Annotated in this window: 20 protein-coding genes and 1 CRISPR repeat array; of the genes, 11 read left to right on the forward strand and 9 right to left on the reverse strand. The window is 69.1% G+C overall.

Annotated elements, in window-relative coordinates; genetic code table 11:
• Positions 1 to 771 precede the first annotated feature (771 nt).
• Complete coding sequence (locus ACZ5PB_RS05360; protein ID WP_468687944.1) at positions 772 to 1,506, reverse strand: HNH endonuclease; 735 nt, start codon at positions 1,504 to 1,506, stop codon at positions 772 to 774.
• A 120-nt stretch (positions 1,507 to 1,626) separates the two neighbouring features.
• Between ACZ5PB_RS05360 and ACZ5PB_RS05365 the strand changes: the two genes are divergently transcribed.
• From ACZ5PB_RS05365 to ACZ5PB_RS05380, 4 genes are all read left to right on the forward strand, one after another.
• Positions 1,627 to 1,968 (forward strand): histidine phosphatase family protein, encoded by a 342-nt coding sequence (locus ACZ5PB_RS05365; RefSeq protein ID WP_468687945.1) that lies wholly within the window; start codon positions 1,627 to 1,629, stop codon positions 1,966 to 1,968.
• Positions 1,969 to 2,168: 200 nt separating this feature from the next.
• Complete coding sequence (locus tag ACZ5PB_RS05370; RefSeq protein ID WP_468687946.1) at positions 2,169 to 2,342, forward strand: hypothetical protein; 174 nt, start codon at positions 2,169 to 2,171, stop codon at positions 2,340 to 2,342.
• A gap of 8 nt (positions 2,343 to 2,350) precedes the next feature.
• Complete coding sequence (locus tag ACZ5PB_RS05375; protein WP_468687947.1) at positions 2,351 to 3,562, forward strand: JmjC domain-containing protein; 1,212 nt, start codon at positions 2,351 to 2,353, stop codon at positions 3,560 to 3,562.
• Positions 3,559 to 4,278 (forward strand): aldo/keto reductase, encoded by a 720-nt coding sequence (locus ACZ5PB_RS05380; protein ID WP_468687948.1) that lies wholly within the window; start codon positions 3,559 to 3,561, stop codon positions 4,276 to 4,278. The genes ACZ5PB_RS05375 and ACZ5PB_RS05380 overlap by 4 nt, the downstream gene beginning before the upstream one ends.
• Here ACZ5PB_RS05380 and ACZ5PB_RS05385 read toward each other — a convergent pair.
• Positions 4,266 to 5,105, reverse strand: a complete 840-nt coding sequence (locus ACZ5PB_RS05385; RefSeq protein ID WP_468687949.1) for a hypothetical protein — start codon at positions 5,103 to 5,105, stop codon at positions 4,266 to 4,268. The two genes, ACZ5PB_RS05380 and ACZ5PB_RS05385, sit on opposite strands and share 13 nt — an antisense overlap.
• 739 nt (positions 5,106 to 5,844) lie before the next feature.
• Between ACZ5PB_RS05385 and cas7g the strand changes: the two genes are divergently transcribed.
• The 5 genes from cas7g to ACZ5PB_RS05410 all read left to right on the forward strand — a co-directional run bounded on the left by cas7g (position 5,845) and on the right by ACZ5PB_RS05410 (position 14,744).
• On the forward strand, positions 5,845 to 7,029 hold the full coding sequence (cas7g, locus tag ACZ5PB_RS05390) for a type I-G CRISPR-associated RAMP protein Csb1/Cas7g (protein ID WP_468688290.1): 1,185 nt from the start codon (positions 5,845 to 5,847) through the stop codon (positions 7,027 to 7,029).
• Between the two features lie 4 nt (positions 7,030 to 7,033).
• A complete protein-coding gene (gene csb2 / locus ACZ5PB_RS05395; protein WP_468687950.1) occupies positions 7,034 to 8,506 on the forward strand; it encodes a type I-G CRISPR-associated protein Csb2 in 1,473 nt (490 codons plus the stop codon).
• A complete protein-coding gene (cas3g, locus tag ACZ5PB_RS05400) occupies positions 8,503 to 11,544 on the forward strand; it encodes a type I-G CRISPR-associated helicase/endonuclease Cas3g (protein ID WP_468687951.1) in 3,042 nt (1,013 codons plus the stop codon). Before csb2 ends, cas3g begins: the two co-directional genes overlap by 4 nt.
• A gap of 1 nt (position 11,545) precedes the next feature.
• On the forward strand, positions 11,546 to 12,502 hold the full coding sequence (locus ACZ5PB_RS05405; RefSeq protein WP_468687952.1) for a type I-G CRISPR-associated protein, Cas3-extension family: 957 nt from the start codon (positions 11,546 to 11,548) through the stop codon (positions 12,500 to 12,502).
• Positions 12,503 to 12,638: 136 nt separating this feature from the next.
• A CRISPR array of direct repeats spans positions 12,639 to 13,624; the repeat unit is 37 nt; unit sequence CTGCCTCTGCGACTTCGGGTCGCAGCACCACTACGGC.
• Positions 13,625 to 14,300: 676 nt separating this feature from the next.
• Positions 14,301 to 14,744 (forward strand): hypothetical protein, encoded by a 444-nt coding sequence (locus tag ACZ5PB_RS05410; RefSeq protein WP_468687953.1) that lies wholly within the window; start codon positions 14,301 to 14,303, stop codon positions 14,742 to 14,744.
• 1,409 nt (positions 14,745 to 16,153) lie between these two features.
• On the opposite strand, the gene ACZ5PB_RS05415 is transcribed toward ACZ5PB_RS05410, so the two are convergent.
• From ACZ5PB_RS05415 to ACZ5PB_RS05425, 3 genes are all read right to left on the reverse strand, one after another.
• On the reverse strand, positions 16,154 to 16,420 hold the full coding sequence (locus ACZ5PB_RS05415) for a hypothetical protein (protein WP_468687954.1): 267 nt from the start codon (positions 16,418 to 16,420) through the stop codon (positions 16,154 to 16,156).
• A 330-nt stretch (positions 16,421 to 16,750) separates the two neighbouring features.
• Complete coding sequence (locus ACZ5PB_RS05420; RefSeq protein ID WP_468687955.1) at positions 16,751 to 18,127, reverse strand: class I SAM-dependent RNA methyltransferase; 1,377 nt, start codon at positions 18,125 to 18,127, stop codon at positions 16,751 to 16,753.
• Positions 18,128 to 18,259: 132 nt separating this feature from the next.
• The gene (locus ACZ5PB_RS05425) at positions 18,260 to 20,302 is read right to left on the reverse strand and encodes an APC family permease (protein WP_468687956.1); all 2,043 of its coding nucleotides are present in this window, start codon (positions 20,300 to 20,302) and stop codon (positions 18,260 to 18,262) included.
• Positions 20,303 to 20,542: 240 nt separating this feature from the next.
• Here ACZ5PB_RS05425 and ACZ5PB_RS05430 point away from each other — a divergent pair, with 240 nt between their 5' ends.
• Together ACZ5PB_RS05430 and ACZ5PB_RS05435 are read left to right on the forward strand one after the other, a co-directional pair.
• Positions 20,543 to 21,208 carry a potassium channel family protein gene (locus tag ACZ5PB_RS05430; protein WP_468687957.1) on the forward strand — a complete coding sequence of 222 codons (666 nt, stop codon included), beginning with the start codon at positions 20,543 to 20,545 and terminating at the stop codon, positions 21,206 to 21,208.
• Positions 21,208 to 21,888: a potassium channel family protein gene (locus ACZ5PB_RS05435; RefSeq protein ID WP_468687958.1), complete on the forward strand. Its 681-nt coding sequence runs from the start codon at positions 21,208 to 21,210 to the stop codon at positions 21,886 to 21,888. The genes ACZ5PB_RS05430 and ACZ5PB_RS05435 overlap by 1 nt, the downstream gene beginning before the upstream one ends.
• 93 nt (positions 21,889 to 21,981) lie before the next feature.
• Here ACZ5PB_RS05435 and ACZ5PB_RS05440 read toward each other — a convergent pair whose 3' ends face one another.
• From ACZ5PB_RS05440 to ACZ5PB_RS05455, 4 genes are all read right to left on the reverse strand, one after another.
• Complete coding sequence (locus ACZ5PB_RS05440) at positions 21,982 to 22,806, reverse strand: DUF3159 domain-containing protein (protein WP_468687960.1); 825 nt, start codon at positions 22,804 to 22,806, stop codon at positions 21,982 to 21,984.
• Between the two features lie 3 nt (positions 22,807 to 22,809).
• Positions 22,810 to 23,208, reverse strand: coding sequence for an OB-fold nucleic acid binding domain-containing protein (locus tag ACZ5PB_RS05445; RefSeq protein ID WP_468687962.1), 399 nt, complete (start codon positions 23,206 to 23,208; stop codon positions 22,810 to 22,812).
• Positions 23,209 to 23,321: 113 nt separating this feature from the next.
• On the reverse strand, positions 23,322 to 24,008 hold the full coding sequence (locus tag ACZ5PB_RS05450; RefSeq protein WP_468687964.1) for a response regulator: 687 nt from the start codon (positions 24,006 to 24,008) through the stop codon (positions 23,322 to 23,324).
• Between the two features lie 47 nt (positions 24,009 to 24,055).
• Entirely contained in the window at positions 24,056 to 26,608 is a 2,553-nt protein-coding gene (locus ACZ5PB_RS05455; protein ID WP_468687966.1) for a DUF4118 domain-containing protein, read from the reverse strand.
• Between the last annotated feature and the right edge of the window lie 230 nt (positions 26,609 to 26,838).

Here is a 26,838-nt window from a genome sequence, read left to right on the forward strand (position 1 = left end):
GGGGGTTCAGAAAACACCACAACAGGTTTAGGAGAAGGCGAAAGAAGAGAGAGGGGGGCAGAAAGAAATGGGTCTCCTCCCCTTTTGCGGGGTGCCCCGAGCCTCGTTTCGTCATGTGATGCCGACGACTAGCATCAGCGTCGACACCTCGTTCCCTGCACCGCTTCCCGGCTACAAGCCAGACGGATGGTCACATGACCAGCGCGTGACCAGTAGCAGGCAGGAACAGGCAGAAACACCCAGGTAGAGGCCGGTCCACACGCGAATCACGGATACCTGCCTCGACTACAAAACGCCTGGTCAGGGGCCCTTTACCGGTTAGTCCGGCTGGGGGTGGCGGCCCCGGCCGTTCTCCGGTCAAGTCCGGGCTCCGGCACGGACGACCGCGTCCAGGAGACAGACACTGAGCAGCACTGTCGTGCTTCTCTTCACGCTCGATGGTCATCTCGTCCAGCACGGCGGCGGCAATAAGAATGTTGGCGAGCCGACCCTTGTGTTCGGACGGGGCGACCTCGCGCTATGCGGCTCGTAGAGCGCCGGATCCTCGTTGGGTGCGGGCCAGGCTTTCCGCGAACATTCGCTCAGCAGCGTCGGCTCCCAGGAGCCGGAAGCGCCTTCGGCTCTCAAGTTGGCAGTGTCGCGGACGAGGGCCTCACCGATCGCAGGAGTACGCCTCGCTGCCGAGCGAGAAGAGGTATGGGTTCCGGGAAGCCCTACCACCACTGCGCTGAACCGCCTGGATGTAGCCTATGCCCCCCGGTGTCGCTGGCCTCAACGGCCGCCGTCTTCGTAGCGAGGCGCCGTCCCGCTCTCGCGCCACTCTCTGATACCCGATGCCAACAATGAGCCGATCAGATCGCCGATGAACAGACCCTTCTCATAGGCCATGCGCGTCAAGTCCTCACGATCGGATGTTTTCAGCGTGACAAATTCCAAGGTGACTCCCCTGCGTTGGTGGCCGCAGCACAGCGCCCTCATGCAGTAGAGATCTGACTCAGTCCCCACCTCCTCTGAGGTCCATGGCAGATACCGATAGCTTGCCAACTCGTCTGCACAACGCTGGACTTCGAGGTGTTTGTCACGCCGGAGACGGGGCGTACGCTCACGGGCATAGTGGTGCTTGAACCACTGGCGTCGAGCGGGGTCTTGTATTTCTCGCTGCACGTTCTCCACTCGCTCGCGAATGCCGAGGACGACCTCCAGAGGCAGCCGGGGCTTCGTAAAGCCTGCGCCGGGGAATTGGTAAGCCCTCTCCATCTCAACCTTCCACCTCGTGGCGCTCTTCTTGCTCTTCGCCCCGTTGCAGGCATCGCAGGCGGGCACGATGTTCCACCACACGTCTCTGCCATGAAGGCCCGCCAGAGGCTCTTCATGTTCCAGGGTCTCGGACTGCGCGTCGTTGCAGTACACACATCGACGCTGGTTCGCCAGCAATGTCATGATCCACACCCACAGGACCTGGTCTCCACGACCCCGGCGCAGCACTTCGAGATCGACAGCAGCCATCTCCGCCCCTCCCTCATCAGTCAGGCAGGATCGTATGGGGAGGCACTGACACCGGGCAGGTGCATCCCAGAACGCTCACCGTCGCCTACACCATGCACACCACCCTTTTCAGGCCCTGGTTTGACTCAGCTGGGCCGGAAGCCGGCCGAAGCGCTCCTTCCCGCCCTCCCGGACGAGAAGATCGATATCCTGTACGCCTCCACCCACCTGCGCACGGAACTCACCGCCGGCCCGCTCGCGGCCGAGCGCGGGCTGCCCGTCCTCGTCCGCGACGGGATCCGGGAAGTCTCCGCCGGCTGCTGGGAGGCCGCGAGCGACCACGCCTCCCACACGGCGTCTGGCGTGGCGATTCGGGCCTGGCTCGCCTTCCGCGCCGCCAACGTCATCGCGGAGGAAGTACAGCAACGGGAGTTGGACAACACCGGCTTCGTGATCCTCGACCGCAGCCCGGAAGGCACCTGACACCTGGGGTCCTGGGACGGTCTGCCGGTTGGTCCCGGCGCGAGCGATCCGTGGGGCGGCGGCCCAGCAGGCAAGCCCCTGTAGGGGGCGCCGCAGAATCGTACGCGCGTCTGAATATCGCTCTACTGCCGTGCCCAGGACGCGGGTTTACTCAGACCCTTCGCCCGGAGCCTGCCGGGCGAGGCCGAAGGGAGAGAACGATGGCAGATAGGACTTCCCCGCAGGCGGGGACCAGCCCCGCGCTTCTGATCGCCGTGGAGGAGCTGGCGACCGCTCACGACCGCAGTGAGGCCGAGCGGTCCGACGTGACCAGCTCGCAGAACAGTGCAGGCGACGACGGCGATAACCGCGACCTGAACCTCCCGAAGGAGTAGGGCCGCTCATGGAGCACCGGCTCGTCACCCACATCGAGAAGGCCCTCGGCTGGGACGGGCCGGGTTCCGCGGGGACCGCGTTCGCGCGCGGCCGTCTCACGGACCCGGAACTGCCCGCCCGGCTGCTGACCCCGCACAGGCTGCTGGACCTGATCAGGCGGCGCCATCTGGCCAACCCGCAGCTGCGCTGCTACGCCCAGGGCGACGAAGTACACCCGTCCGCGTTCCTGTCGACCAGCGTCAACCGGCGCAGGCAGGCAGTGAGCCAGGCCGACATGGCCGCCCTCGGACGAATCCTCAACGAGGGGGGCACCGTGGTCCTGGACCACGTGGACTCCTTCGACCCGACGCTGGAAGTCGCCTGCCGGGCCCTGGGCTGGTGGTCGGGCGAACTGACGTCTGCGAACGCGTACCTGGCGGTCGGGGAAACCGACGGGTTCCACTTGCACTGGGATGATCACGAGGTGATCGCGGTGCAGGTCTCGGGCGAGAAGTCGTGGGAGGTGCGCGGCCCGTCCCGGACGGTGCCGATGTACCGCGACGCGGAACGCAACCGCACGCCCTCTGAAGACGTGCTGTGGAAGGGCACCCTGCGGGCCGGGGACGTCATGCACATCCCCCGCGGCTTCTGGCACACCGCCTCCCGCCTGGGTTCCAGCAGCAGCGGCCACTCCCTGCACGTGACCTTCGGATTCACCCGGCGTACCGGGATCACCTGGGCCAACTTCCTCTCCGACGCCGCACGCGCGGACGAGACCTTCCGCCACAACCTGGAGAGCCCGGAAGGCCCCCCACACGAGGTGCTGGCGGACAAGCTCGCAGCCCTGGCCGCCAATTACAGCCCCGAGCAATACCTGGACGAACTGCGGGCCGCTACCCCGCCCGCACGCCACATGCCGCACGTGGCGGCCCTCGGCCGACCGGAAGCCGTCGCGGCCGTCACCGAGTTCGCGCCCTCCCTCGTCCGCTCGGACGAAACGGTGCAGGTCTGCGGCGGCGCCAAGCGGCTGACCTTCCACGAGCGCGCCGAACCGGGCCTGCGCACCCTCCTGTCGGGCCACCCGGTCCACCTCGACGGCGCACCCGAGGACGTCACCACCCTGGCCACCCTGCTGATCACGGAGGGGCTGTGCGAACCGCTGACGGAGACCTCGTCCTCGGGCTACACCGGTCTGGTCACGCCCGTGACCTACTCGAAGGAGCCCTCGACCTCGGCGTGACACACCTCGACACCGCGTCGAACTACCTCCGCCACTGCTCCCACGAAACGCTCAGGACAACGGCCGGTGACCTGCTGCCGGAGATTTCCCTGTCCACCAAGGTCGGGTTCTTCCCCGAGGGACACAGCCTGGATCCGGCCCGGCTGCGCACCGCTGTCGAGCAGACGGTCAAGGATCTCGGCCGGGAGCCGGACGTGGTGTTCCTCCACAACCCGGAGCACTCCGCGTGCGACGCCGCAGCGCTGGCACAGGCATGCGCCACCCTGGCCGGCACAGTACGGGCGGGGCTCTGCCGTTCCTGGGGCGTCTCCACCTGGGACCCGCGCCCGCTCGTCGACTTCGACGTACCGCGCCCTGATGTCCTCATGGTCCGGGCGGGACTGCTCGTCGGCATCGAGGTCCTGGAAGCGGCCGAGGCCCTGGTGACGCGGTGGAGTCCGGTACGGGTGTGGGGCATGAGCCCCTTCGCCGGAAACACCGCCCAGGCGCTGTGGGAGCGCTTCGATCCGCGGATCTTCCTGCGGGACTCCTCGCCAGCAACGAAGGTGCAGGCCGCGTTCCGCACCTCCTACGGCCTGCCACGGGTCGACGCCGTCGCCGTCGGCACCAACAACGTCGAGCATCTGCGGCAGCTGACCAAAGCGTTGGCATACGACATCGACGACCAGGTCGTCCGGGAGTACCGGCAGCTCCTCACGGCACGTCAGCGCGCCTGAAGCTCCTCCACCAGCTGCTCGGCCGTCTTCCGCGCGGGCGCCAGGCGGGGGTCCTCGGGATCGGCGTACGGGCCAAGGATCTTCGCCGCGACGAAGAGCATCATCAGCTTGCCGTCCCGGCCAGCCAGGTCGCTGCGCCGCTCGCTGCGGACACGCTCCGCCAGACCTGGGACGCCGAGGGAAGCCCCCCACAGAATTGCCGCGTCCAGGCCGCTCGGGGCCATGCCCCAGTCCTCCCAGTCGAACAGGCAGAACACCGGCACCGTCACGTTCGCCCAGTTGAGATCGGCATGGGCACACCGCCAGTCAGCCACCGTCGTATCGACCCCGGAAAAGACACTGTGGATCGTCTCCGAAACCAGGCCCTGCGTCAGCGTTTCGGTGTCCGGTGTCGCGATCCGATTCGTGCGCTGCGCGGACAGCGCGTCCAGGGAGGCATTCAGCGAAGCCCACCACCCGTCGGACACACCTGGGTCCTTCGCGATGATGGCGCTGCCCGCTGGTGCGCCCGGCAGAAGTTCCGTCTCGTCCGCGCGCCACAACACCGGATCCGCCACGTCGCGCCACGCGACGCCAGCGAACCAGGCTGGCTTCGCGATCCCGTGCAGGGCCTCCGCCGACACCGTTCCGTCCCCGCCGTGCATCCCGATCCGGTCGAGCCCGCGCCGCTCGATACGCACCCACGTCTCACGATCCGTACGCGCCCCCACCGACCGCCGCTTACGCACCGCGGCCTCGCGATCGAGCCGTACCCCCAGCATGCGCTCCGCACGCTCCAGTACGGCCTCTAGGGGCTCCTTGCGCAAATCCACCGAACGTAGCGTCATACCGCCAGAACGTACCAAGCCCCAGCCGCAACAGCGGGCTCTCAGAGGGCGGGAGGGCTGCGTCCACCAGCTGTGCGTCGACAGCCTCGCCCCTGCGGGGGCACTTGTCGGGCGGAGCGAGCCGTTGTTCCCCACTAACGCCCGTCTAGGGAGATCATCGGGCCCAGGTACCGGCTCGACCACGATCGTTACGCGTCGAGGCGGGTCCGCAGCGAGGCCACCTCCGATGGCCTCGGCGGGCGTTCTGAAGAACGCGCCCTAACCCGTAGCACATCGCACTCTGGTCTCGGTCCGGTGCGTATCGCCGCAGCACCGACACGCGGTTGGCCCGTTCCCTCCCTCATAGGTTGTTCGCCGTCAGCAGACGATCACCACTCGCCCGGGCTAGCGAACGCCACCTCCGCTCCCAAAGCTTGCCTGAGCGGCCGAAGCACGCGCCCTTCGGATGCATCGCGGCGTCAACATCGTGTGTTTGCACCGTAGTTCCTGCTGCTAAGCACAGTTGGCGTCCGACCTGATGGGCCGCAGATGGTGGGCCTGCTGTCTTTCCTGCTCCGGGAAAGGCGGACAGCTTACCGAGCACCACTGACAGTCCGACTTCTCAGTCGAAATTTGGTCATTGTGGCCACCGCTTGCCGCTGCTTCCATGGCGCCATCGCACAGCCCTGACCTGCCGCTTCGGCCAGCAGGGGGTGCGCCTGATGTCCGTGTGCCACTGGGAGGACTTGACGTGCAAGAGATGATCTACGACCGGCTGCTGGACGCCGTGACCCTGCGGTCCGAGGACGGGGCGATCAGGATCTGCGCGGAGTACGAGCCGATCGGGGGGCCCGGGGACAAGGTCTTCCCGCCGACGACGAAGGTCAAAGCGAGCGACGCCGCCGTGTACCTCGTCGAACCGCGGTACGTGAACGGCGAGAGGGTGGAGGTGGTGGCCCTGGACCAGCCGCAGTCGCAGGCCAACCGGTGCGAGCTCGCCCTGGCAGAGGCCCTACGTGACGGCTCGCTGCACCTGCCGCACCTGTTGATGGCCACCGAGTCGCAGGGCGTGACCGTGCGGATGACGAATTTGGACGCCCCGCACCGTTCGCGCGATGCCTACTTCCGGGACTCCGAGGACGCGGCGGGCACGAAGTTCGACGACACCGAGACGGGGCTGGCGCTGCGGCAGGCGAACGCGGGCGATCTGAGTGCCTTTCTGCGGAAGGCGCCCACCGACCTGGTGTTCGGAGCATGGGACTCGCACCGCAGGCGCCGGATCCAGACGAAGATCGCGCGGGCCTACACCTCGTACATGTTCGGTGTGGCCCCTCTGAAGGGTGTCCGGGCCGCGGGCCGGTTCGACGCGCTGAACCTGCCCGGAGACATCGTGCAGGTCGCTGAGGGGGGCTGGTCGCCGATCGAGGGGGCCAAAGCGCCCAAGGGAGCAACGACGGCAAAAATGTCCGAGCTGGGACACGGCATGATCCCGCCGACCGAGGGGCTGGGCGGGGTATCGGTGCAGGCCGTGCACCGGACGGCGACGGTCTCGCTGGCCCAGTTCGCGACGCTCCGCTTCGGGAGCGCGGACGCCCCGTACACGGCGGCTGCACGAGCCCTGCTGGCGTCGATCGCGCTGTTGGGCGACCGGCTGGCGTTCGCCGCGCCGGCACTGCGCCTGCGCTCGGGGTGCGACCTCGTGCTCGTCTCGGAGCAGATGCAGTGGGTGCAGCGCGGTACCGCCGGGCGTCCGTCGCAGGAAGCGCTGGAGCTGAGCACCCCGGAGCAGGCGCTCGCGCTGTTCGCCTACGCCCTCAAGCAGGCCCAGTCCGCAGGCGTGGAGTGGGCCGAGGAGCCGGTGGTGGTGAAGCCGAACGCGAGTCTGCAGCAGGCCATCGACAGGTCGTACGCGTTCAACGGGGCCGGCGCGGCAGAGAGCGAGTGACGTCATGCCGTTTCATACAACCGTCCATCTGCTGGATTCCTCCTATCAAGCCTCGACGCTGGATCGCAGCCGGGCGGAATGGCCGCCGCACCCCTACCGGGTGTTCTGCGCGCTGGTGTCGGTGGCCGACCCCCAGGATCCGTTGCACGACGCGGCGTTGCAGTGGCTGGAGCAGCAGCCCGCCCCGGTGGTGCGGGTGCCGGAGCAGTCTGCGGAGGCACAGATCCCGCGCAGCGCGTGGGTGCCGACGAACGCCGTGGCCGCGAAGCCCAGCCACGGGTCGCTGCCGGGCCGTACGGCGGGCGGGCAGACACGCGTGTGGCGGCAACGCGCGCTGGCCAAGCCGGTCGTCGTGTTCGAGTGGCCCACCACGCCGCCGGCCGGGGTGGCGGCGGTGCTGGAGTCGCTCGCCCGGTCGGTGCCCTACCTCGGGCGTGCCACCGGGCAGGCCCTGCTGCACACCACCACCGCACCCGCCGAGGAAGACGGCTCGCAGGGCGGGCCGTGGCAGGTCTGGGAGCCCGCCGGCGATGACACCGCGGTCGGGGTGCAGTCGCTGCGTGCTCCGTACCCGGGGATGCTGGAGCGGCTGCGGTGGGCCCACGCGGAGGGGGAGAACGCCTTCCAGCAGGCCCGCCCGCACCCGTACGTGCTGCGCGGAGCCCAGCCCGCGGAGGAACCGGGGTTGGTGGAGGGGCCGTTCGCGGATCTAGTGTCGTTCGCGTTCGAGCCCAGAGGCTCGTTGACTGCCCAGCTGACGCTCAAGGTGACCGGTGCTCTGCGAGGCCGGGTGTGTGACCTGCTGGAAGAGGCCGGTCATGACGTCGACGCGATGGTCGCCGTGCACGGGCACAAGGAACCCGGGGACGAGCGGGGAGTATGTGCGTTCGTCGGGTTGCCCTTCGTCGGGCACCGGCACGCCGACGGGCGGCTGCGCGGCGTGGGCGTGGCCCTGCCCCGCGACCTGGACCCGGCACACCGGAAGGCCGTGCTGTCGGTTCTCCTGCGGGCTGGCGGCGGACTGCGCACACTCCAGGTGCCGGCACTGGGCGAGCCGTTGGAGCTGTCCTACGTCGGCGAGGGGGCTACCCGCACCGACGCCGTGGCCTCGGTGCAACCGCAGCGGTGGATGCGCCCGTCGCGGCAGTGGTCCACGGCGCTACCGATGGTGCTGGACTACTTCCCCCGGCGCAACGGGCGCGAGATCGAGGAGTCCGTTGCCGCCAGTTGCCAACGGGCCGGGCTGCCCGAGCCCCAGGGCATCGAAGTCCTGCGTACGGGCGCATACGTGCCGGGTGCTCCGTCGTTCACGCGGCAAGCGGCACGGCGCAAGGCGACTGAACGTCTGCTGCCCGTCCGGCATGTGCGGCTGCGGTTCGCCGAGCCGGTGGCCGGACCGGTGCTGCTGGGAAGCAAGAGGAACTACGGGCTGGGCCTGTGCCTGCCCACCGACACGGACGACAGGCGCTGCTCATGAGTCTCAGCCTGAAGGACTTCCCCGCCTTCATCCACGAAGTGCACGGCCACTGGCCCTTCCCCTGGCAGAGCGACTACCTCAAGAAGGTCGTAGAGGAGGGACGTTGGCTGGACTTGGACATCCCTACCGGGCTGGGTAAGACCACCGTGATCGACGTGTGGGCGTTCCTGCTGGCCTGGCAGCACCTCAACGGCCACGACCGTACGGTCCCGCTACGGTTGTTCTTCGTCGTGGACCGGCGCCTGGTCGTCGACCAGGCATACCACCACGCCCGCACCCAGGCCACAGCCCTCGACAACGCCCCCGAGGGCACCATCGCCCATCGCGTCGGCCGGGCGCTGGCTGAACTCGGCGGACAGGGACGGGCGTTGAAGGTGGTGCGGATGCGCGGGGGTGTCGACTGGGCGTCGCGCTGGCTCTCCTCCCCCGCACAACCGGCCGTCATCACCTCCACCGTCGACCAGTACGGCAGCCGACTGCTCTTCCGCGGCTACCACACCAGCCCCCGCATGCGGCCCATCGATGCCGCCCTGTGCGGCATGGACGCACTGGTGGCCGTGGACGAGGCACACCTCGCGCTGCCGCTGCTGGTCACCGCCGCCGACTGCGCCGCCTACCAGCACACCGCCGCCCACCCAGCGTTCACCCACCGGGCGGTGCAGATCGTCAGCCTCTCCGCCACCGCCTCCACCGCCCCCGAACGCCCCCGGCACCGCATCACCGACGACGATCGCAACCACGTCGTCGCGGGCCGGCGGCTGAATGCTCCGCGCCGGATCACCTGCCTGGATGCGGTGGGCACCGCGAAGGATCCGGCCACCGCCTTCGCCACCAGTGCCGTCCTGGCCCTCGACGTGCTGCTGCCGGTCCTGGAGCGGCCGGTGGCCGTGGTCGTCGCGAACACGATCCGCACCGCCCGCGCCACCCACCAACTGCTGTCCCAACGCGAGGACATCGAGGTAGTGCTGCTGGTCGGCCGCTCCCGGGCCCTGGACCGCGAGCGTCTGCTCGCCGAGAAGGCTCTCAAGGAACTCCTTGCCGGGGTGGCACCGGGCCGGGGCAAGCCGCTGGTCGTGGTGGCCACCCAGACCGTCGAGGTCGGCCTCGACGTGTCCTTCGCCGCCCTGATCACCGAGAATGCCTCGCAGGCCGCGCTCGTGCAGCGCCTGGGCCGCCTGGACCGCACCGGTGAGCACACTCTCGCCCCCGCGATCGTCCTGCGCGCAGCCGACGGATCGGGCCGTATGCCGATCCCCGTCTACGGCGACGCCGCCGCCCGCACCTGGGACTGGCTCACCACGCACACCCCCGCCCTGCCGGTCAGCGGGCTGGACCCGGCCGACCTGGCGCAGCGGCTGCCCCACGGGCTGCTGGTCAACCCGGTCACCCTGCCTGTCCTCCTGGACGGGGTGGACACCAGCCTGCTGAACACCCCGGCCCCGTGGGTTCCCATCCTGCACCGCACCCTCCTGGACGCATGGACCCGCACCGGCCCTGCCCCAGTCCCCGATCAGGACCCCGCCCCGTACCTGCACGGCCTCGACACCTCGCCCGAGGACGTCCAGGTGTTCTGGCGGGCCGACCTGCCCTGCACCAACGAGTCCCCCGACTTCGAGCGGTGGGCCCTTCGCCTGCAGCAACTGCCCCCGCACCCCGGCGAAACCGTCGCCCTGCCCGCCACCCTGCTGCGCCGCTTCCTCACTCAGGCCCCGCCCACGGGCGACGACACCAGCGACCTCGAAGGCACCCCGCACACCGAACCTGCCCCCGCCAAACAGAAGCGCCCGGCGGCGATGGTGCCGGTCATGCGCCTGGACGAAGCCGAGGAGCGGTGGGTGGAGGTCACCACACCCGACGGCATCCGGCCCGGCAGCACCGTGGTCCTGCCCAGCTCCTACGGCGGACACGACCCCTACGGATGGACCGGCACCCGCAGCAAGCCCGTCGCCGACCTCGGCGACTTCCCGCCCACCCGCACCACGCCCACCGACACCTCGCTCACCGGCACCGCCGTGACCCGCCTCGACCCGGCGGTGCTCACCGTCCTCGCCGACGGCGACGCCGACCTGCAAGCGGTCCTGGACACCGCAATCACCAAGACCGTGAAGCAGCTGACGGCCGGTGAGGACGACCCGACCCTCCTCCTGGGCGCCCTCCTGGACACCCTCCTGCGCCACCTCAACGCACACCCCGGCGGCCCGTACACCGATCTCCCTCGCATCCGCCTCGCTGAACTGCGCGCCGTCCAGGACTGGTCGGCCTCCCCCACCGGCCGGACCACCACCCGCGGACACGTCATCCTCGACCCCCACTCCCCCCACCGTCTCCTGCTCATCCCCCCGCACCCCCCAGCCGGACAACCCGAACACAGCGCGGGCATCGGCGACGAGAGCGCCGACGCAAGCTCCCTGACCCGGCCCGTTCCCCTGTCCCAGCACAGCCGCGCCGTCGCCGAGCGGGCCGCCGCGTTCGCCACCGCCCTGGACCTGCCCACTGAGCTCATCGACACCCTGCACACCGCCGGTCACGCCCACGACTGCGGGAAGTCCCATATTCGATTCCAGTGCATGCTGTGCGCCGGCGACCGCCTCCTCGCCGAATCCCTCCACGAGCCCCTGGCCAAGTCCGGCATGGACCCCGCCGACCACACCGCCCGCCGACGCGCAGCACGACTGGCCCAGTGGAATACCGAGATGCGCCACGAAGCCCTCAGCGCTCTCGCCGTCACCACCTGGCTCACCACCGACCCCACCCACCCCTACGGGACCGACAAGGACCTCCTGGTCCACCTCGTCGCCGCCCACCACGGCCACGCGCGGCCATTCCTGCCCCCGGTACCCGACCCGCAGCCGCAGGACGTCACCTGCACGATGCCCGACCAGCAGCAGGTCACCGTCAACAGCGCTCACATGGGAACCGACTGGAACGGCCCCGACCGCTTCCACGCCCTCAACCACACCTACGGGCCCTGGGGACTGGCCCTGCTCGAAGCCGTCCTCCGCCTCGCCGACATGGCCTGCTCCGAAGAAGGCACCTGAGATGACCCACCCCCGCCACACCCTCGAACTCCCCGCCCTCTACGGCAGCTCACCACTCGGCTTCCTCGCCGCCCTCGGCACCCTCCACCTCACCACCCACCTCCTCGACCAGGCCCCCCGCCTCTCCTGGTCCGGCCCCGACGCCCCCGCACTCCTGCACACCCACACCCCCTACACCCACACCACCCTCGCCGACCTCCTCGCCACCCAACTCCCCGACACCCCGGACGCCGACCCGCTCACCGTCGCTCCGGGCATCCTCAACCAGCCCCGCACCCCGGGCGGCCCCTACGAACCGCTTCAAATGCCTATCGGCGAAGCCCTCCACAAGCTCCGTACCTACGCAAAGGCCGAGCGCGACCACGGCGACAACCGCGCCCGCTGGTTCACCGCCCTGGTCAACACCCTCGCGACAGAGACCGACGACGCAGGCGGCCTCTACACCCGCACCACTCCGTACTTCGGCCACACCAGCAAAATGACCCTCCCCAACAACTGGACCAAGGCCGCGCAATTCTGCACAGAAGACCCGGCCCACCTCCACGCCGCGCTCACTCGCTGGCAGCGCGTCGAGGGCTACGCCGGCGCCAACCTCGACCACCACTCCACCGGCGACGCCCACATGGTCAGCCACAGCAAACCCACCCAACAAGGCGTCCCCGGAGCCACCTGGCTCGCCCTCCACAGCTTCCTCACCTTCCGCCTCATCGGCAACGGCAACCGCCCCCGCGCCACCAGCTGGAACACCACCAAGAACGCCTTCACCTGGCCCACCTGGCACCCCCCACTCACCACCACCGCCCTGACAGCACTCCTCGAACACCCCCTCCTGTCCGCCGCCCGCCCTGATCCTGCGAAACTCCACAACCTGGGAATCACCGCGCTCTATACCGCACCCCGCACCCGCCTCCCCAAGGGCGACGGCCCCCTCCAACCCGGACAACGCCACCCCCTGTGAACCACCCGCTTCGGAACCCCAAGCACGCCACAACACACCGAACCGCACCGAAGCAAAAAGCCCGAAATAACTGAAATGCCAACTGCCTGACTTTGCCGCACCGATCACCCTCCGAAGTCACCGCACGTCAAACAGGCTGCCTCTGCGACTTCGGGTCGCAGCACCACTACGGCGGCGCTGGGAGCGGCCACCGGAGGTGTGGTGTCCTCTGCCTCTGCGACTTCGGGTCGCAGCACCACTACGGCTTCTTCCCGAACATCATTTGCTCCTTCAGGCCGCAAGCTGCCTCTGCGACTTCGGGTCGCAGCACCACTACGGCACCGTCTCCCCGAACGACTGCGACCCTCTCGCATGGGCTGCCTCTGCGACTTCGGGTCGCAGCACCACTACGGCACCTGCCCCGAGTGCGACCACCACCTCACCGAGGCCCGGCCTCTGCGACTTCGGGTCGCAGCACCACTACGGCCCGTTGTTGCGGAAGTACCCGCCGACCGCCTCATCCTGCCTCTGCGACTTCGGGTCGCAGCACCACTACGGCCCCGCCTGGTCCTCGCGCGGAACCAGGCGGCGAACCTGCCTCTGCGACTTCGGGTCGCAGCACCACTACGGCGGGTTCCGGATGGACCGCCCGGACCGCCCCGACCAGCTGCCTCTGCGACTTCGGGTCGCAGCACCACTACGGCAGCATGTCGCTCGCCCGCGTCTGGTACCGCGCCGCGTCTGCCTCTGCGACTTCGGGTCGCAGCACCACTACGGCGTAGCTGCGCAGATCCACATAGAGCTGCCCGCCGGGACTGCCTCTGCGACTTCGGGTCGCAGCACCACTACGGCTTCCTCCGCACCCAGGTCACCGCACCGGTCCCGGCGCTGCCTCTGCGACTTCGGGTCGCAGCACCACTACGACTCCGAGCACCCCGGCTTCCGGATGGACTTCAAGCCCTGCCTCTGCGACTTCGGGTCGCAGCACCACTACGGCTACCGCATGGACGGCTACCGGAGTGTCGGCGAAGACTGGCACTGCGACTTCGGATCGCAGCACCACCACGGCTACGCCGCGACTTGTGACACGGAGCTGATCCGGCGCTCTGCCTCTGCGGCCTCGGGCCGCAGCGCCACTACGGCTGTGCGTTGTCGGCAATCTTCACCAGGGTCGCCTGAGCCGCTTCTGCGAATCCAAATCGCAGCACCACTACGGTATCGAGACGGGCGGCACAGTGCGCCTGTGTGGCGGCACTGCTTCTGCGATATCACAACGCAGCGCCACTACGGCAATTCGCCGAATTCCAACTGCACCAGGGCAACCGCGACTGCCTCTGCGACTCGGAGTCGCAGCACCACCGCGGCATGACCTTCGCAACGCACGGCGATGAGAACTCAACCGTGCCTCTGCGACGTCGGGTCGCAACACCACTACGGCTTTTGGGCGGCCGACGCGGAAGGACTGACGATGCTCTGTCTCTGTGACATCATGTCGCCGCACCATTACGGGCTCGCCGTCGAAACCCTCGCCGCCGACTTCAGCCGCGCCGCCTCTGCGACCCGACGTCACAACACCACTGCGGCGCATCGCACAAAATCGCACAAGGCCAAGGCGAGCGGCCCTGCCACTGCGACCAGCGTCGCAGCACCACTACGGCACCGTCACCGCGAACGTACTGACCGAGGCGTTGAAGCTCTCTCTGCGGCTTCAGGTCGCAGCACCGCTTCGGGGCCTTCATGACCTGGCACGCGCCGGCCGCCCCGATCGACTGCCTCTGCGACTTCAGGCCGCAGCACCACTTCGGCGCATATCCCACCCATGTCGGCATCACCGCGTCCATACCGCCTCTGCGAGTTCGACTCGCAGCACTACTACGGCGGCCCCGTCCTCATCCGCCGTGCCGCCAAGGCCGCCTCCCTGCGCCTCCGGGTCGCAGCACCACCGCGGCTTTGTCAACCGGCGCGTGAGGAGAGCGCGGTCGGCCCGTCCTGCCTCTTCGCGTCACAGCATCCCTACGGCACCGACTGGGACCTTCAGAAGATTCTACGTTCGGCCAGCCTCTGCGACTTCGAGTCGGAGCACCACTACGGCGGCGGGAACCGCGACGAGATCATCACCCGGGCCGTACGCTGCCTCTGCGACTTCGGGTCACAGCACCACTACGGCGACCAGGCACGCATGGCTCTGTCGACCGGCAGCGACCCGCCCTGCAACTCGACGCGCAGCACCACTACGGCACCCCACTGGTGCTCTACACCCTGATCGGCGCGGTCCTACCTCTGCGACTCCACGTGTCACAGCACCACTACGGGTCGACCCCCTTGGTCGCGTCGAACCCTTCAAGCAGATGTCTACGCGATTCGGCTTCGAAGCATTACTACAGCTCTCGCCCGGATCACGCAGCGTTTGCCGGACCCTCCACTGCCTCCGCGATCTTACGTCGCGGCACCACTACGGCCCCGAGGCGCTGTTCACCCCAGGCGACCAGGAGTCTGCCTCTGCGACCTCGTGTGGCAGCACCACTACGGCTTCGACGTCGACCCGGAAAGTTACGGCTGGATGTGCTGTCTCTGCGACTTTGCGTCGCAGCACCACTACGGCCCCGCCAGGATCTCCGTCGCTTGGAGGACGATCCACACCGTCTCTGCGACTCGACGTCGCAGCACCGCTACGGCAGCTTCAGCGCCGGGAACTTGTGCCCCTTCGGGACGTCTGTCTCTGCGATTCAACGTCGCAGCACCACTGCGGCCCCTGTCGGGGAACCTCGGCGCGGCCGGGAAAGGCTGCCTCTGCGACTTCGGGTCGCAGCACCACTACGGCGCGGTCGCTTCGCGAGCCTGGCAGCCCCGCCGGAACCGCCACCGCCACTGGGTCGCTGCGCGGCTACGACCCGCTCGCCGGCAACACTGGCTGCGTGGTCTACGCCCGGCCTCTGCGACCGCGCGTCGCAGCACCACTACGGCTCCGTAATCCGCTCGATCTTCCAGGTGCGGGCGTCCGCTGCCTCTGCGACTCGACGTCGCAGCACCACTACGGCGATGCCGTCCTGGTCAACGAGCGCTACGCCCGTCCCCTGTCTCTGCGACTTCGGGTCGCAGCACCACTACGGCGGCACCATCGACACGTTGCCGACCACCAGTTCGGGCCGGCCTCTGCAACTTCACGTTGCAACACCACTACGGCTTGTCCCGCAGGTACATGGCGTACGCGACGATGATCTCTGCCTCTGCGACTTTGGGTCGCAGCCTCACTACGGCCTCCGCTGGATAAAGGAACGGTCGACCAGCTTCGGCACCGCCTCGGCTACTTCGGGTCGCAGCACCGCTGAAACGGGCGGCATGAACGCGTTCGCCATAGGGCGCGAGGGCGAAACATAGACCGGGATTGCCGATTAGCCAAACCGGCAATCCTGGGCACCATTAACAATCCACCGCCACTCCTCGCCCGTTCGTCGAAAGGCACGCCCCAGAACCACGCACCCCCACCCGAATAATCCCTGGACCGACTGCCCGTACAGAGGGTTCCGCCGAGGCGTAGCCCACATAAAGCGAGCCCTGGAAACGCTCCACATCCCGCTCGGTGCGCAGCCACACTCCAGGTCACCCATGTCGTAGTGACCGAAGCGTGGTGCAGCCGGACATGCCGGTATGCACCGTGTGACCATCCCGGGTCTATTCGAGGTATGCCGCGAGAAGGAGCTCGGACTCCTGCGACAAGGGCACAGTGAGGATCTGGCCTCCCTTGAAATAGGTCAGGCTGCCCGCATGCTCACCACCGCCGGGATGGTAGTCCGCATGTCGAAGCGACGACAAGATCGTCACAGGCAGCCCCTCACGTGCCATCAGCGAGAGCGCGAGAGGAGCCGCAAGATCCATCTCCGGATCTGCAACGGCGGCAACCACCAGTGCGCGGACCTGATCAGCAGTCAACAGCTCCATGGACGCAGCATCCCTTCTCCCCATGGGTCGCCGCCGAACAACGGCGCGGGTTTCTCCAGGGTCGCCGTGCCCGCAGAGACAACCCTCAACAAGCAGGAGCTGAAGCGCCTCGGCAAGCCCCCAATGGCCCCCCGAACTCCATCATCCGCACTGCTCGGACGCTCGCAGACCGCCAAGAGCAGTGCTTGAACAGGGCGAAGAGTGGCCTGACACTCCATCAGGACGAGCGTCAAATGAGCGTCAGAACACCTCTCCGAGCGTCAAATGAGCGTCAAGAATGCGCCCGTAGCGCACATAACGCGCATCATGCGCACCGACCAAAACTGCAGGTCAGAGCCCCTTTCCCGCAGGCTCAAGGATCGCGACGCACTCCACGTGGTGGGTCATCGGGAAGAGGTCGAAGACGCGCAGGGTGCGGACCTTGTAGCCGCCGTCCTTGAAGTAGGCGAGGTCGCGGGCCAGGGCCGCCGGGTCGCAGGCCACGTAGGCGATGCGGCGGGCGCCGAGGGTGGAGAGGTGTTTGACCGTCTGCTTGCCGGCGCCCGCGCGGGGCGGGTCCAGGACGATCAGGTCGGTTTCGGTGATGCCCGTGCGCGGGAGGACCGATTCGACCTTGCCCTGTTCGATGCGGACATTGGGCATCGAGGCGAGGTTGTGGCGGGCGTCCTCGACCGCGCGCTTGCCGGACTCGATGCCGAGGACGGCGCCCTGGTCGCCCACGCGTTCGGCGACCGAGCCCGCGAAGAGGCCCACGCCGCAGTAGAGGTCGAGGGCGGTTTCGCCCTTGCGGGGCATGAGGCCCTGCATGACCGCGCGCATCAGGGTGTCAGCGGCCTGGGGGTGGATCTGCCAGAAGCCGCCCATGCCGACGCGGTAGGTGCGGCCGTCGGCGCGCTCGCGGACGAAGGCGCGGCCGTGGACCTTGTGGACGCTGCCGTCCTTCTCGTGGACGCGCAGGACCGAGGTCGGCTTGTCGAGTTCGACGAGGGGGAGGCGGCCGCCGGGGGTGGGGGTGAGGATGACCTGGCGGTCGCTGGAGCCGGTGGCGGCGATGGCTTCTACCGAGGCCATGGCTTCCCAGGTGCGCTTTTCGATGCCGAGTTCGGAGACGCCGGGCGAGGCGATCAGGCAGTGGTCGATCGGCTGGACGTCGTGGGAGCGGTGCTTGCGCAGGCCCGCGTTGCCGTCGGCGTCGATGGCGTACTGGACGCGGGTGCGCCACTGCGGGACCTGGCCGGCCGGGAGCTTGTCACCCTCGGCGGGCATGACGGTGCCGTCCCAGCCCGCTTCCTCGGGGGTGAGGCCCGCGAGGCGGAGGAGTTGTTCGGCGACGACCTCGCCCTTGAGGCGGCGCTGGGCGCCGGGCTTGGCGTGCTGCCAGTCGCAGCCGCCGCACTTGCCGGGGCCTGAGAAGGGGCAGGGGGCCTCGACGCGGTCCTTGGAGGGGTCGAGGATCGTCACCGCGTCGGCGCGCAGGAAGCGGGCGCCCTCGTCGCCGTCGGTGACGCGGGCGATGATCCGCTCGCCGGGGAGGGTGTGGCGCACGAAGAGGACCTGGCCCTCGGCCGTGCGGGCGATGCAGTGGCCGCCGTGGGCGACGGGGCCGACCTCGACCTCGTACTCCGTACCGACGAGGGAGACCTTGGGCTTGGCGTCCTTCGGCTCCTCCGGGGCTGCCTTCGACGATTCCTTGGGCTGTGACTGCATGGCGGGGTACTCCAAGGGATCGATCAAAGGGAACGGCCGGACAACAGCCCACCAGTCTACGTGGGTGTTGTCCGGCCGCCCGACCAAGGCAAGCCTGACCGGTGCCAGTGCCGGTGCCAGGCAGGTGCGCGGTCAGTTCTTCGAGGTCTCCTTGGGGCGCCGGTCCACCGGGCCCCGCCGTACCGCACCCGGCGCATTCCAGTCCGCCCGCTTCTTGGCGCGCTTCTTGGCCGCTTCGGAGGATTCGAGCTGGTAGGGGACGGAGGTGACCATCACACCCGGCGTGAAGAGCAGCCGGCCCTTGAGGCGCAGGGCGGACTGGTTGTGGAGGAGGTGTTCGTACCAGTGGCCGACGACGTACTCGGGGATGTAGACGGAGACGACGTCGCGCGGGCTCTCGCGGCGCAGGCCCTTCACGTACTCGATGATCGGGCGGGTGATCTCCCGGTAGGGGGAGTCGAGGATCTTGAGCGGGACGTTGATGCCCCGGCGTTCCCACTCGTCGCGCAGGGCCTTCGTCTCGGCCGGGTCCACGCTGATGGAGAGGGCCTCCAGGCGGTCGCTGCGCATGAGCTTGGCGTAGGCGAGGGCGCGGAGGGTGGGCTTGTGGACCTTGGAGACCAGGACGATCGAGTGCACCCGGGAGGGGCGCAGGCTGTCGTCGGAGGGGCCTTCGGCGGCGGAGATCTCGTCGGCCACGCGGTCGTAGTGCTTGCGGATCGCCGACATCGTTCCGTAGAAGATCACCATGCCGAGCAGGGCGACCCAGGCGCCGTGGGTGAACTTGGTGGCCAGGACGACGACCAGGACGAGGCCGGTGAAGAAGGCGCCGAAGGTGTTGATCGCCCGCGAGCGGTACATCCGGCGGCGCTTGGCCTGGTCCTTGGTGGTCTTCAGGTGGCGGTTCCAGTGCCGGACCATGCCGATCTGGCTCAGGGTGAAGGACACGAAGACGCCGACGATGTAGAGCTGGATGAGCTTGGTGGAGTCGGCGCCGTAGAGGACGACCAGGAGGACGGCGGCGCCGGCCAGGAGCACGATGCCGTTGGAGAAGGCGAGGCGGTCGCCGCGGGTGTGCAGCTGGCGGGGCAGGTAGCGGTCCTGGGCGAGGATCGAGCCGAGGAGCGGGAAGCCGTTGTACGCGGTGTTGGCGGCCAGGAACAGGACGAGGGCCGTCGCCGCGGCGAGCAGGACGAAGAAGAAGGTGCCCTCGCCGAAGACGGCGGCGGCGACCTGGGAGATCACCGGGTTCTGGACGTAGGAGTCACCGACCGGGACTCCGTCGCGGATCAGGTCGACGGCCGGTTTCTCGGCCATCTTGACGCCGGTGTTCATGGCGAGCGCGATGATGCCGCAGAACATCACGACGGCCAGGGTGCCCATCAGGGCCAGTGTGGTGGCGGCGTTCTTCGACTTCGGCTTGCGAAAGGCGGGGACGCCGTTGGAGATCGCCTCGACGCCGGTGAGGGCGGCGCAGCCGGAGGAGAAGGCGCGCAGGAGGAGGAAGACCAGGGCGAAGCCGGCCAGGCCCGGGTGTTCGGGCTTGATCTCCAGGTCGGCGGTGGGGGCGGCCATGTCGTCGCCGGTCAGCGACCGGTAGGCGCCCCAGGCGAGCATGATGAAGACGCCCGCGACGAAGACGTACGTCGGGATGGCGAAGAGCTTCCCCGACTCCTTCATGCCGCGCAGGTTGAGCACGGTGAGCAGGAGGATCACGGCCACCGCGCAGAGCACCTTGTGCTCGACGACGAAGGGGATGGCTGAGCCGAGGTTCTCGATGCCCGAAGAGATCGACACGGCGACGGTCAGGACGTAGTCGACCAGCAGGGCGCTGGCGACGGTGAGTCCGGCCTTCGGGCCGAGGTTGGTGTTGGCGACCTCGTAGTCGCCGCCGCCGCTCGGGTAGGCGTGCACGTTCTGCCGGTAGGAGGCGACGACGGTGAACATCAGGACGACGACCGCGAGTGCGATCCACGGGCTGAAGTGGTACGCCGAGACGCCCGCGATGGAGAGTACGAGCAGGACTTCTCCGGGCGCGTAGGCGACGGAGGAGAGCGGGTCGGAGGCGAAGACGGGAAGTGCGATGCGCTTGGGGAGGAGCGTTTCTCCCAGCTTGTCGCTGCGCAGGGCCCGGCCGATCAGGATCCGTTTGGGCACGTCGGTCAGTTTGGACACGCAGAGGATCGTAAGCGGTCGAACGCGCGTGGCTCATCCACCACCCCCGGCCGCCACGGAATCTCCCGGGACGTCGCCGGGATGGCCCGGACCACCGCGAAGTGCTCTCTGACCGGGGGTCCCCGCGGACCACCGTGCGTGTGTAGCTTGGGCGGCGGTCTGAGACTCTTGTGAGTCCGACAAAAAGTGAACGAAAACTCTTGATGGACTCTTAACGGCCGGAAGGACGGAAGGACGGACGTGCACGTCGTCATCATGGGCTGCGGGCGAGTGGGAGCCGCTCTCGCGCAGACCCTGGAGCAGCAGGGGCACACGGTCGCAGTGATCGACCAGGACCCCACGGCCTTCCGCCGACTGGGATCCGGATTCGGCGGCCGCAGGGTCACCGGGGTCGGATTCGATCAGGACACCCTCCGCGAGGCGGGTATCGAGGAAGCCGGGGCGTTCGCCGCCGTCAGCAGCGGGGACAACTCGAACATCATCGCGGCCCGGGTGGCCCGCGAGATGTACGGCATCGAGCACGTCGCCGCCCGTATCTACGACCCCCGCCGTGCCGAGGTGTACCAGCGCCTGGGCATCCCCACGGTCGCCACGGTCCGCTGGACCGCCGACCAGATGCTGCGCCGGCTGCTGCCCTCGGGCGCGGAGCCGCTGTGGCGTGACCCGAGCGGGGGTGTGCAGCTCGCGGAGGTGCACATCGCGCCGTCCTGGATCGGTCACAAGATCAGCAAGCTGCAGGAGGAGACGGGCGTGCGTGTCGCGTTCCTCACCCGGCTGGGCGAAGCGGTTCTGCCGACCTCGCAGACGGTGCTGCAGGAGGGCGACCTCGTCCACGTGATGATGCACACGCACGAGATCGCGAAGGTCGAGGCGGCCTGTTCGCTGGGTCCCGAGGAAGGTCACTGATGAGGGTCGCGATTGCCGGAGCGGGCGCGGTGGGGCGTTCCATCGCGGGCGAGCTCCTGGAGAACGGGCACGAGGTGCTCCTGATCGACAAGGCGCCGACCGCCATCTCGGTGGAGCGGGTGCCGACGGCGGAGTGGCTGCTCGCCGATGCCTGCGAGATCACTTCGCTGGACGAGGCGGCGCTGCAGCGCTGCAACGTCGTGATCGCGGCGACCGGCGACGACAAGGTCAACCTGGTCGTCTCCCTGCTCGCCAAGACCGAGTACGGGGTGCCGAGGGTGGTGGCCCGCGTCAACAACCCGAAGAACGAGTGGCTGTTCAACGAGTCCTGGGGCGTCGACGTCGCGGTGTCCACGCCGCGGCTGATGTCGGCGCTGGTCGAGGAGGCGGTGAGCGTCGGTGATCTCGTACGGCTGATGCGCTTCAGCCACGGCGACGCCAACCTGGTCGAGCTGACCCTGCCGCCCGAGTCCGCGCTGGCGGGCACGCAGGTCGGCGACGTGGAGTGGCCGGTGGACACCTCGCTGGTCACGATCATCCGCGGTACGCGCGTACTGACGCCGACTCCGGAGGAGACCCTGGAGCCGGGCGACGAGCTGTTGTTCGTGGCGGCGCAGGCGCGCGAGGAGCAGCTGGAGGACCTGCTGTCGGTACGCCGTGAGGACATGCCGAAGAGCTGAGCCGGGTGACGTACGAGGGAGGGGCCCGCACCGGAAATGGTGCGGGCCCCTCCCTCGTACGTGCGACCGGTGTACGTGCGACCGGTGGGCCGGTCAGGCCTCGTTGCGCCGGGCCGCAGTCGCCGCCGCCTTGCGCTCCTTCTCGGCCTTCTCCTCGGCCTCCATCTCCGCGAACACGTCGATGGGCGCGGGTGCCTTGGCGAGGAAGACCCAGGTCAGCCAGACCGCCAGCAGGAACGGCGGGATCTTGAGCGCCACGACCACCCAGCCGAACTTGGTGGTGTCGGCCCACCAGTACAGCGGGAAGAGGATCGCGCACTTGGTGAACAGGATCAGGCCCCAGGCGTAACTGGCCTTCGTGTATGCCTTCTTGCGGCCGGGGTTACGGGTGCGCCAGGAGAGGTTCTCCTTGAAGACCGGGCCCAGGATCAGGCCGATCAGGGGCACTCCGGCCATCGCGCTGATCAGGTACGCGAGGGACAGGCCGAGGGTGTAGAGCATGCCGGGCAGCATGAAGTCCTTGGCGTTGCCCGTCATCATCGCGAAGACGACGCCGAAGGCCACGCCGAAGACGCCGCTGAAGGCGTGCTTCATGGTGTCCCGGCGGACCAGCCGGACCAGGACCAGCAGGAGCGAGACCCCGAGGGCCGCGATCGCCGAGATGTGCAGGTCCTTGTTGATCGTGAAGATGGTCACGAAGAGCAGGCCGGGCAGCACGGTCTCGACCATGCCGCGCACACCGCCGAACGCCTCGAAGAGCGCGGCCTCGGTGACCGCCTTGGCGGCGGGGTCCTGGGGCGGCGCGCCCTCGGGCACCACGTGTCCGGGGGCGGGGGCGGCGTCCTGCCGGGGGCTCTGGTGGGGGTCCTGCTGGGAGCCCTGGTGGGGGGTGGCGGTCGGCTTGTCGTAAGACGTCACCGGCTACTCCTGTCCGAGCGGTCGGAGTTCGTATTTGGGGTTGAAGAGCACCCGGCGGCCGTGGCTCATGGAGATCCGGCCGGTCGCGATGAGCTTGCGGCCGGGTTCGATGCCCACGATGGAGCGGCGGCCGAGCCAGACGACGTCGAGGGGTGCCGTGCCGTCGAACAGCTCGGCCTCCAGGGCCGGCACTCCGGCACGCGGGCGCAGGGTGACCGTGCGCAACGTACCGGTCACCTTGACGATCTGCCTGTCGTCGCAGGCGGATATGGGGGTGCAGCCGGCGGACTGGGTGTCCTCCTGGAGCTCGGCGGAGTGCAGGTCCTCCTGTGAGCTGGACAGGCGGTCGAGCATCCGGCGGAACCGCCCGGTCGGCTTGTCGGGTCGAGGTACGGCACTCATACACGAAGCGTACCGGGGAGAGGGCCGACGGGGTCACCGGCCGTAGTCACGACCTCGGTACGTTGTCGCGACGGGCCCGGCACCACCCCGGCCCCGGCCCCCTCGCCCCCGCCCTAGCGCTCGAAGCGGTACCCCATGCCCGGCTCGGTGATGAAGTGCCTCGGGTGGGCGGGGTCCGTCTCCAGCTTGCGGCGGAGCTGGGCCATGTAGACCCGGAGGTAGTTGGTCTCGGTGCCGTACGAGGGGCCCCACACCTCCTGGAGCAGCTGCTTCTGGCTGACCAGGCGTCCCGTGTTGCGCACCAGCACCTCCAGGAGGTGCCACTCGGTGGGGGTGAGCCGTACGTCGCGGCCCTCGCGGTGCACCTTCTTCGCGGCGAGGTCGACGGCGAAGCCCTCGGTCTCGATGAGTACGTCGCCCTCCTCGCCGCCGCCGACCGGTTCGGCCCTGCGGACGGCCGCGCGCAGCCGGGCGAGGAGTTCGTCCATGCCGAAGGGCTTGGTGACGTAGTCGTCGGCGCCCGCGTCGAGCGCCTCGACCTTCTCGTCGGAGGTGTGCCGGGCGGAGAGCACCAGGATCGGTACGCGGGTCCAGCCGCGCAGCCCCTTGATGACGTCCACCCCGTCCATGTCGGGCAGGCCGAGGTCGAGCACCACCACGTCGGGGTGGCGGGCGGCGGCGAGCTGGAGGGCGGAGGCGCCGTCGGCCGCCGCGTCCACCTCGTACTTGCGCGCCTTCAGGTTGATCACGAGGGCGCGCACGATCTGCGGCTCGTCGTCGACCACGAGCACCCGGGTCATGGGGACCTTCCTCACTGCTGTCGGTGTGGGTGTTGCGGGCCGGGGGCTCATGAGAGCACCTGGGCCGAGAAGTCGGCGCTCACCGGGGTCTGTCCCGGCGCGACCTTGAGGGTGACGACCATCGTCATGCCGCCGCCGGGGGTGTCCTCGGCGGTGAGCGTGCCGCCCATCGCCTCGACGAATCCCCGGGCGACCGCGAGGCCGAGGCCGACCCCGGCGCCGCGCGGGACGTCCCCGTACCGCTGGAAGGGCGCGAAGATGCGTTCCTTGCTGTCGTCGGGGACGCCGGGGCCGCGGTCGGCTATCCGGACCTCGACGCGGTCGTCGAGGGCGCTCGCGGAGACCGCCACGGGGATGTTCTCGGGGCTGTACTTGACGGCGTTCTCGACGAGGTTGGCGGCGGCGCGCTCCAGCAGGCCCCGGTCGACGGCCACCATCGGCAGGGTCTCGGGGATGTCCAGCTCCACGCTGTCGTCGGGGACGCCGACCAGTGCCATCGGGATGACCTCGTCGAGGTCGGTCTCGCGGATCAGCGGGGTGACGGTGCCGGTCTGGAGGCGGGACATGTCGAGGAGGTTGCCGACGAGGTGGTCGAGCCGGTCGGCGCCCTCCTCGATGCCGGCCAGCAGTTCCGCCTCGTCCGCCTCGGACCAGGACACGTCGTCGGACCGCAGGGAGGTGACGGCGGCCTTGATGGAGGCGAGGGGGGTGCGCAGGTCGTGGCTGACGGCGGCGAGCAGGGAGGTGCGGATCTTGTTGCCCTCGGCGAGCCTGCGGGCCTCCTCGGCCTGGCCGACGAGGCGTTCCCGGTCGAGTACGACGGCGGCCTGGGCGGCGAAGGCCGCCAGCACCCGGCGGTCCTCCGCGGGCAGCACGCGGCCGGACAGGGCGAGCGCCATGTGGTCGCCGACGGGCATGTCCACCTCGGCGTCCTCGGGGCGCTCGGCGGGAGCGGGGCCCACGCTGCCCGCGCAGGTCCAGGGGTCGACGTCGCTGACGCGCTCCAGGAGGGCGACGGACTCCATGGCGAAGGTCTCCCGGACCCGTTCCAGGAGGGCGTCGAGGGTGGTCTCGCCGCGCAGCACGCTGCCCGCGAGGAAGGACAGGATCTCGGACTCGGCGCGCAGCCGGGCGGCCTGGTGGGTGCGGCGGGCGGCCAGGTCGACGACGGAGGCGACGGAGACGCCGACCGCGAAGAAGATCACGATGGCGACGATGTTCTTGGGGTCGTCGATGGTGAGGGTGCGGGTGGGCGGGGTGAAGAAGAAGTTGAGCAGCATCGAGCCCGCCGCCGCTGCGGCCAGGGCGGGCCACAGACCCCCGAGCAGGGCGGCGAGGACGGTGAGGAAGAGGTAGAGCAGGACGTCGTTGGCGAGGCCGGGAACGTTGTTGATGCTGAGCAGGAGCAGCGTCAGCAGTACGGGGCCCAGCACGCCGACCAGCCAGCCGGCCAGGATCCGGGAGGTGCCGAGGCGGGCGCCCCGGGCGACCGGGAGGCCCCGGCCCTTGGCGACCTCGTCGTGGGTGACGATGTGGACGTCCAGGTCGGGCCCGGAGTCGCGGGCGACGGTCTGGCCGACGCCGGGGCCGAACATGTACTGCCAGGTCTTGCGGCGGCTGGAGCCGAGGACGATCTGGGTGGCGTTGACGCCCCGGGCGAACTCCAGCAGGGAGCTCGGTACGTCGTCCCCTATGACGTGGTGGAAGGTGCCGCCCAGGTCCTCGACGAGGGTGCGCTGGACGGCGAGCTCCTTGGGGGACGCGGAGGTCAGGCCGTCGCTGCGGGCGACGTACACGGCGAGGATCTCGCTGCCGGAGCCCTTGGCGGCCATCCGGGAGGCGCGGCGTATCAGGGTGCGGCCCTCGGGGCCGCCGGTGAGGCCGACGACGATGCGCTCGCGGGCCTGCCAGGTGGAGCGGATGTTGTGCTCGCCCCGGTACTGCTGGAGGTACTCGTCGACCCGGTCGGCCACCCACAGGAGGGCCAGCTCGCGCAGGGCGGTGAGGTTGCCGGGGCGGAAGTAGTTCGACAGCGAGGCGTCGATCTTGTCGGGCTTGTAGATGTTGCCGTGCGCCATCCGGCGGCGCAGCGCCTGCGGCGACATGTCGACCAGTTCGATCTGGTCGGCACGGCGGACGACCTCGTCGGGGACGGTCTCGCGCTGGCGCACCCCGGTTATCGACTCGACGACGTCGCCGAGCGACTCCAGGTGCTGGATGTTGACCGTGGATATGACGTCGATGCCGGCCTGGAGCAGCAGCTCGACGTCCTGCCAGCGCTTGGCGTGCCGGGAGCCGGGGACGTTGGTGTGCGGGAGCTCGTCGACGAGGGCGACGGCGGGGGCGCGCTCCAGGACCGCGTCCACGTCCATCTCGGTGAAGGTGGTGCCCCGGTACGGGATCTCCCGCCTGGGCACCTCTTCGAGGCCGTGCAGCATGACCTCGGTGCGCGGGCGGCCGTGGTGCTCGACGAAGGCGACCACGCAGTCGGTGCCGCGCTCGACCCGGCGGTGGGCCTCGGAGAGCATGGCGTAGGTCTTGCCGACGCCCGGTGCCGCGCCGAGGTAGATCCGGAGTGTTCCTCGTGTCCCGCGTCCCATGGCCTCATTGTCTTTCACGTGGACACAGGCAGCCTGTGTGCGCTGCTGTCGACCTTACGTCCAGCGATTCAGACATTACGGACATGTCACAGGTGGGCGGGCCCGCCTTGACACGATTCTGATGCCGCGCGGGGGCCCGCCGGGGCCTGGTCGGCTGCCGTCGGGCGGCTCCTCAGCCGCCGTCGGGCGCTCCCTGGGCCGCCACCGCATCCGCGTTCGCTTCGGTGTCC

Source organism: Streptomyces sp. NPDC032721, assembly GCF_055579625.1.